This is a genomic window from Lactococcus sp., from assembly GCF_036648155.1.
Lineage (GTDB): Bacteria > Bacillota > Bacilli > Lactobacillales > Streptococcaceae > Lactococcus > Lactococcus cremoris.
The window spans coordinates 1-515 of record NZ_JAVXIY010000049.1 but is presented as its reverse complement, the minus strand read 5'-3'; the positions used below and the strand labels follow the sequence as shown (position 1 = coordinate 515).

General features: G+C 33.4%; 1 protein-coding gene. It reads left to right on the top strand.

Annotation, left to right across the window (positions count from 1 at the left end; translation table 11 throughout):
* On the top strand, positions 1-515 hold a 515-nt coding region (locus RSC39_RS12070; protein ID WP_332537487.1), incomplete at both ends, for a mannonate dehydratase.

Below are 515 nucleotides of genomic sequence, written 5' to 3'. Positions count from 1 at the left end.
GACGATCCTGTTAAAATAGAATACATTCGTCAAATACCAGGAATGAAAGGTATAGTAACGGCTATATACGATATACCTGTAGGTGAAGTTTGGCCTTTAGATAGAATATTAGAATTAAAGAAAAGTGTAGAAGATGCTGGTTTAGAGCTTAGCGTTATAGAGAGTGTACCAGTACACGAAGATATAAAGTTAGGTTTACCAACTAGAGAGCAATATATAGCAAATTACAACGAAACAATAAGAAACTTAAGCAAGGCTGGAATAAAGACTATATGTTATAACTTCATGCCTGTATTTGACTGGACTCGTTCAGATTTAGAATATAAGTTAGAAGATGGTTCAACTTGTCTAATATACGATGAAGCTGCTGTTGCTAAGATGGATCCAAAATTAGGTGAATTAGAATTACCGGGTTGGGATACTTCATATGGTGAAGGTGGATTAGGCGCTTTACTTGATAAGTATAAAGATATAGATGAAGAAAAATTATGGAAAAACTTAGAATACTTCATAAA